7 protein-coding genes and 1 pseudogene are annotated in these 5,605 nt (G+C 56.2%); 3 read left to right on the plus strand and 5 right to left on the minus strand.

Going from position 1 to position 5,605, the window contains the following annotated elements:
• Positions 1–155: 155 nt before the first annotated feature.
• On the minus strand, positions 156–458 hold the full coding sequence (locus IQ273_RS29510) for an urease subunit gamma (RefSeq protein WP_194026677.1): 303 nt from the start codon (positions 456–458) through the stop codon (positions 156–158).
• Positions 459–676: 218 nt separating this feature from the next.
• Here IQ273_RS29510 and pgl point away from each other — a divergent pair, with 218 nt between their 5' ends.
• Positions 677–1,432, plus strand: a complete 756-nt coding sequence (pgl, locus tag IQ273_RS29515) for a 6-phosphogluconolactonase (protein WP_194026678.1) — start codon at positions 677–679, stop codon at positions 1,430–1,432.
• A 179-nt stretch (positions 1,433–1,611) separates the two neighbouring features.
• Positions 1,612–2,061, plus strand: a complete 450-nt coding sequence (locus IQ273_RS29520) for an FHA domain-containing protein (RefSeq protein ID WP_194026682.1) — start codon at positions 1,612–1,614, stop codon at positions 2,059–2,061.
• A 74-nt stretch (positions 2,062–2,135) separates the two neighbouring features.
• Here the strand turns inward: IQ273_RS29520 and metK are convergent, their stop codons facing one another.
• The 4 genes and pseudogenes from metK to remA all read right to left on the minus strand — a co-directional run bounded on the left by metK (position 2,136) and on the right by remA (position 4,939).
• Positions 2,136–3,290, minus strand: a complete 1,155-nt coding sequence (gene metK, locus IQ273_RS29525) for a methionine adenosyltransferase (RefSeq protein ID WP_194026679.1) — start codon at positions 3,288–3,290, stop codon at positions 2,136–2,138.
• 149 nt (positions 3,291–3,439) lie between these two features.
• Entirely contained in the window at positions 3,440–3,886 is a 447-nt protein-coding gene (locus tag IQ273_RS29530; RefSeq protein ID WP_194026680.1) for a SufE family protein, read from the minus strand.
• Between the two features lie 135 nt (positions 3,887–4,021).
• A pseudogene (locus IQ273_RS29535) lies at positions 4,022–4,630 on the minus strand (Uma2 family endonuclease).
• Between the two features lie 45 nt (positions 4,631–4,675).
• A complete protein-coding gene (gene remA / locus IQ273_RS29540; RefSeq protein WP_017298145.1) occupies positions 4,676–4,939 on the minus strand; it encodes an extracellular matrix/biofilm regulator RemA in 264 nt (87 codons plus the stop codon).
• Positions 4,940–5,279: 340 nt separating this feature from the next.
• On the opposite strand from remA, the gene IQ273_RS29545 reads away from it, so the two are divergent.
• Positions 5,280–5,605, plus strand: a 326-nt coding sequence (locus tag IQ273_RS29545; RefSeq protein ID WP_194026681.1) for an NFACT family protein, incomplete at its 3' end; no start/stop codon positions are given.

Raw genomic sequence — 5,605 nt, forward strand, 5'->3', positions numbered from 1 at the left:
GCGTTGCTCAATGTCGCCCTGAATTTTTTCTGCCACCTCAGGAAAAACATAGGCATCGAGCTGGGTCACCAGCGCGCCCAGTACGGCGTCTCGATCAGCGGCAGCCAGGCTCATATCCTGGGGCGGGGGGGTAGCGGCAGCAGCCATGGGTCGTCCTACCGAATGGGGTCGTGAACCGTCACTAGCTTAGTGCCATCGGGGAAGGTGGCCTCCACCTGCACATCGTGGATCATCTCGGCCACCCCATCCATTACATCGGCCCGGCCGAGCAGGGTGGTGCCGTAGCTCATCAGCTCGGCCACGGTGCGCCCGTCGCGCGCCCCCTCTAAAATGGCCGCCGAGATGTAGGCTACCGCTTCGGGGTGGTTGAGCTTGAGGCCTCGGTTTTTGCGGCGCTCGGCCACCAGAGCAGCGGTAAAAATCAGCAGCTTGTCTTTTTCCTGGGGGGTCAGTTGCATGGGGCCAAAACACCAGCGGAGGGGATAGGGCTAACCGTAAGCTTTCAAGGTTTTGAGCGGCTTGTCAACCAAAGATTGAACCATAGGGCTCTCCGCTTTGAAAGTAAAGCTTAAGTCGCTGAAATTGAAAGCAGAACTGAGCTAGTCTGCTCTATGAAAAGCCCTGTGAAAACGTCTTGCAAAGAGGCATTCTAGGGTCGTTACCGGTAATTCTACCTATGACTGCCCCCCTGCTTGAGATTTTGCCCGACAAGCCTGCCCTGGTGCAGCGAGCCTTAACCCTGGTTGTAGACGCCATTCGCAATGCCGTGGCCGACCACGACTACTGCACTCTGGCCCTGGCTGGGGGTAGCACCCCCAAACCCCTCTATGCCGGTCTGGCCGAACAAGACCTGCCCTGGGAGAAGCTCTACATTTTTTGGGGTGACGAGCGCTATGTGCCCATTGACCACCCCGACAGCAATGCCGGTATGGCTAAGGCCGTCTGGCTCGACCGGGTGCCCATTCCGCCCGACCACATTCTGGTTACTCCTACCCTGGAGGACGATCCCGCAGCGTCAGCTAGGCAGTACGAGGCGATGGTAAAATCGGTGTTTGGCGGTCTTCAGGGCACCTCCCCTGACCAAATCCCTGAGTTTGACCTCATCTTGCTCGGCATGGGGGATGACGGCCACACCGCCTCGCTGTTTCCCCATACGGCGGCGCTGGCGGTGAGTGACCATCTTGTTACTGTAGGTAACAAAGGCGATGATCCCCGCATCACCTTGACTGCACAGCTGATTAATCAGAGCCGTCAGGTCTTATTTTTGGTGGCAGGGGCCGATAAGCAAGCGGCCTTGGCCCAGGTATTTGCTCCCAGCGGTGACGATCATGCCTACCCCTCGCGGCTGGTGCGACCCCAGGGTGAATTGCGCTGGCTGCTCGATCGCCAGGCTGTCGGCAACCTAGATCTGGAATCTGCGCTTCAACCTTGATCACAGACAGCATGGCTAGATAAGGGCTGCGCACCTGCTCTGAATTGCCCTCAACCTAGACTATTATCTAGTCAGTGGATTCCCCTATCTAGCGGCGGTGGCCGAGTCTAAAAGTAGTCCGGGGTCTACCAGACTCTTCTATGATTGAAACCTACAGGGATCGTTTTTGATTGAGTAATGTGATTACCCTTTCGCTATTGCACCCTCTCCACAAAACCCCGGTTCAAAGCTGGTCCTTTGATCAAGAGACTGTGATTTGCATTGGTCGCTCGACCGATAATAATGTGGTTCTCTACAGCGCCGTTGTCTCACGCCACCACGTCGAAGTTCACCGCACCGACAACGGTTGGGCGGTCAAAAGCATTGGCACCAACGGCACTTACCTCGACGGCCGCCGTATTACCGAAGTGCCGGTGGAAGACGGCATTGTGATCCGCCTGGCGCGATCGGGACCCAATATTCAAATCCACGTTTCTGAAGAAAAGCGTGATCCTCTCCAAGAACTATTAATGAACCGCCGCCGAGCCGAAGAAGCCAGGGAGGCTGAGCACGGCACCCACAGCGAACCCCACGATAGCTCAAACGTTTTGTCCCACCAGACTACGGTTATCAACCCCGAAGACAAGTAGACCGCTTGGGGTGAAGACGGAAGATGATAAAGCCGTGCCCGCGATCGCAGGCACGGCTTTGTCATTAACTTGGTCTATGGAGCAACCTTGAGCAGGTCGGCCTTATCGGTTTTCTCCCAGGTGAAGTCGGGCAGCTCGCGGCCAAAGTGGCCATAGGCCGCCGTTTGCTGATAGATGGGGCGGCGCAGGTCGAGCATGTCAATTAGCCCCTGGGGCCGTAGGTCAAAGTGCTTGCTGACCAGGTCAGCGATCGCGCCATCGGCAATCTTGCCCGTGCCAAAGGTGTTGATCGAAATCGACGTTGGTCGGGCTACCCCAATCGCGTAGGACACCTGGATTTCGCAGCGATCGGCCAGGCCTGCCGCCACAATATTTTTGGCCACGTAGCGGCCAGCGTAGGCCGCCGAACGGTCGACCTTGGTGGGGTCTTTGCCCGAGAAGGCACCGCCGCCGTGGCGGGCCATACCGCCGTAGGTATCGACAATAATCTTGCGCCCGGTCAGGCCGCAGTCGCCCACCGGGCCACCAATAATAAACTGCCCCGTGGGGTTGATATGGTACTGAGTACCGGCGTGGAGCCACTCGTTGGGCAGCACCGGCTTAATAATTTCCTCCATCACCGCTTCGCGAATATCGGCTTGAGAAATGTCGGGGTCGTGCTGGGTGGAGAGCACCACCGCTTCGACCGCTACCGGCTTCAGGTTCTCGTAGCGTAGGGTCACCTGGCTCTTGGCGTCGGGGCGCAGCCAGGGCAGCACGCCGTTTTTACGCAGGTGGGCCTGCCGTTCTACCAGCCGGTGCGAGTAGTAGATGGGGGCAGGCATGAGGGTGTCGGTTTCGTTAGTCGCATAGCCAAACATCAGCCCCTGGTCGCCCGCCCCCAAATCTTTATCGGTAGCGACATCGACCCCAATGGCAATGTCTGATGACTGCTTACCAATGGCATTGAGCACCGCACAGGAGGCCCCATCAAACCCCACATCAGAGCTGTCGTAGCCAATCCCCAAAATGACGTTGCGAACGATATCTTCTAAATCGACGTAGGTGTTGGTGCGTACCTCTCCGGCAATCACGGCCATACCGGTTTTAACCAGGGTTTCTACCGCCACGCGGGCGTGCAGGTCTTCTTTAAGAATGGCGTCTAATACGGCATCGGAGATCTGATCGGCCATTTTGTCGGGATGGCCCTCGGACACCGATTCGGAGGTGAAAATGCTGTACTCGCTCATGGAACAGGCCCAACCAGTAGCAATAGGAACAGGGGCGGAGTCAGCCGGGGCTGATTCGCATTCCAAAGTTTATCAAAGTTTAGCTAGAGCGCTGGAATGAGTCGGGCGGTAAGGGCGAGAATTACAGCCCTCGTGTCGCTCCAGGGCGGCTAGTTGAGCTGTACCTCGGGTGCGGCCCCGTCGAGCAGCGCCTGGGCCTTTTGCTGCATGGTCTTAAAAATGTTGTAGAACCCGTTGGCCCGCGATGGGGTAAGGCTGACATCGAGCTGGGTGTCTTTAATGAAATCGGGGCTGAGAGCGATAATTTCGGCGGGGCTGAGGCCGTTGAGGGCTTTGATCAGCAGCGCCACCAGACCCTTGGTAATTTGGGCATCGGAGTCGGCCTGGTAGATTACCTGGCCATCGATTAAATCGGCGACCACAAACACCTGCGAAACGCAGCCCGGTACTTTATTTTCAGCAGTTTTGTAATCCTCGGGCAGCGGGTCCAGCTTTTTGGCAAACCACAGCAGCTGCTCGTAGCGACGTTTAGGGTCAGCGGCCTTTTGAAAGCGGGCCACAATTTTTTCAATAGACTCGGGGCGATCGGCGGGCATGGGGAGGTAGGGTAACAACCTGCTAGTAGTCTACCAAGCAAAAGAAAGTGATAGGGCGAGGCCAGCGGCCGACCGGGAGTCGAAGCGACCGAGCTTCGGCTCAGGAGTCGTTCTCAGTTAACCCGTAGAACAACCCTAACCGAATACTTGATCTACGGTTAGCGACAGCCCCGGAAACGTGGGAGAAACGATCGGTTGGTTGCCTTGAAACTGCTGTAGTTCAAACTCCCCATCCACCAGGTGGCAAAGGGTAAAGGTCGGTTGCTTAGGCGAACCAATGTAGCGCCGTCCGCCCAGCCCCAGGTAATCCACAATCCAGTATTCCTGAATGCCAAAGGCTTCATAGTCAGCCAGCTTGAGCATATAGTCGTCTCGCCAGTTGGTAGATACGACCTCCACCACCAGTTTGATCGACTGGCCCTTGGTAATCACCGATTCTCGCTCCCATCAGGGTTCATCAGCGATCGCCGTTTCATCTAACACAACAATATCTGGCTCATAGCCTACGTCGTTCGAGGGTTTAATCACATATTCTTTCGGAATAAAACGTGGCTTTTTAGCGCTGCGAATGACTGTACCCAGCTCAAAGGCCAAATCGCCTGCTAGTTTAGAGTGTTTTCCCCTTGATTTAGGCCTCTCGATCACCACCCCCCGCCGCAGTTCGTAGCGATATTCCGAATTCTCTGGATACCACTCCATGAACTCGTCAAAGGTGATAGGGGCTTTGTCCAGTACGGCAATCATGGGGCGTTTGTTCAATCTATCGAGGCTACTACCTACCCACTCTAACTACGCTTTGCCATCGCTATCTTTGCCGCTGACAAAGCGGTGGGCTACGGTTTCGGGCTGAATGGCCGACAAAATAGTGTGGCCTGAGTCGGTAATAATAACGGCGCGGGTGCGACGACCGTAGGTGGCGTCGACTAGCTGCCCTCGTTCGCGGGCGTCGGAAATAATGCGCTTGATGGGGGCAGACTCAGGGCTAACAATGGCAATGACTCGATTGGCCGATACGATATTGCCAAAGCCAATATTGATGAGCTTGATGTCCATAATATAAAAGGAGCGATAACGGGAGATTCTGGTATTGACGCCGGGGCTATCCCCAACTGGCCAGAAAACCCAAGGCTTTTTTGGCAGAAGGCTCTACATTTGAGCCTAGATCAGGCCCAAATCCTAATATCTGCCATACTAACGAATCCATTTGGCGCTGAGGGTTAATTTCAGGCAAAATTTCAGTTTTTTGGCGATTTCGTTCCCTGGGCTACATCTTCCGGCCCTAGGAACCCTCGATCGGAGGTTCTTAGCGCTTTAAACCGCTAATCTTCCTATATCCGCAGACATAGACGGCTGTGTCTGCCTGCCCCATTTGTCTCACCTGGAGAATGCTGCCGTGCAGCCCGTTGACTTTACGACTTTGATGGCTTTGTGCCACAGCCTCCAAGCCGACTGGGTGCCCGCCCGTTGTGAAACGGTGGTGCAGCTCGATACCACCACCCTGGCCCTGGCCCTGCGAACCCTCGATCGCCGCAGTTGGCTGACCATTTCGTGGCACCCGCAGGCGGCGCGGCTGCACCTGGGAGATGCGCCCCCTAAGGGACAAGACACCTTTACCTTTAGCCAACAGCTCAAGCACCAGATCAACCAGCTGGCCCTGGTGGCGATCGCGCCTGTGGCCCCCTGGGAGCGCGCGATCGACTTACAGTTTGGCCCCCGCCC

The organism is Nodosilinea sp. LEGE 07298 (assembly GCF_015207265.1).
Classification (GTDB): Bacteria; Cyanobacteriota; Cyanobacteriia; order Phormidesmidales; family Phormidesmidaceae; genus Nodosilinea.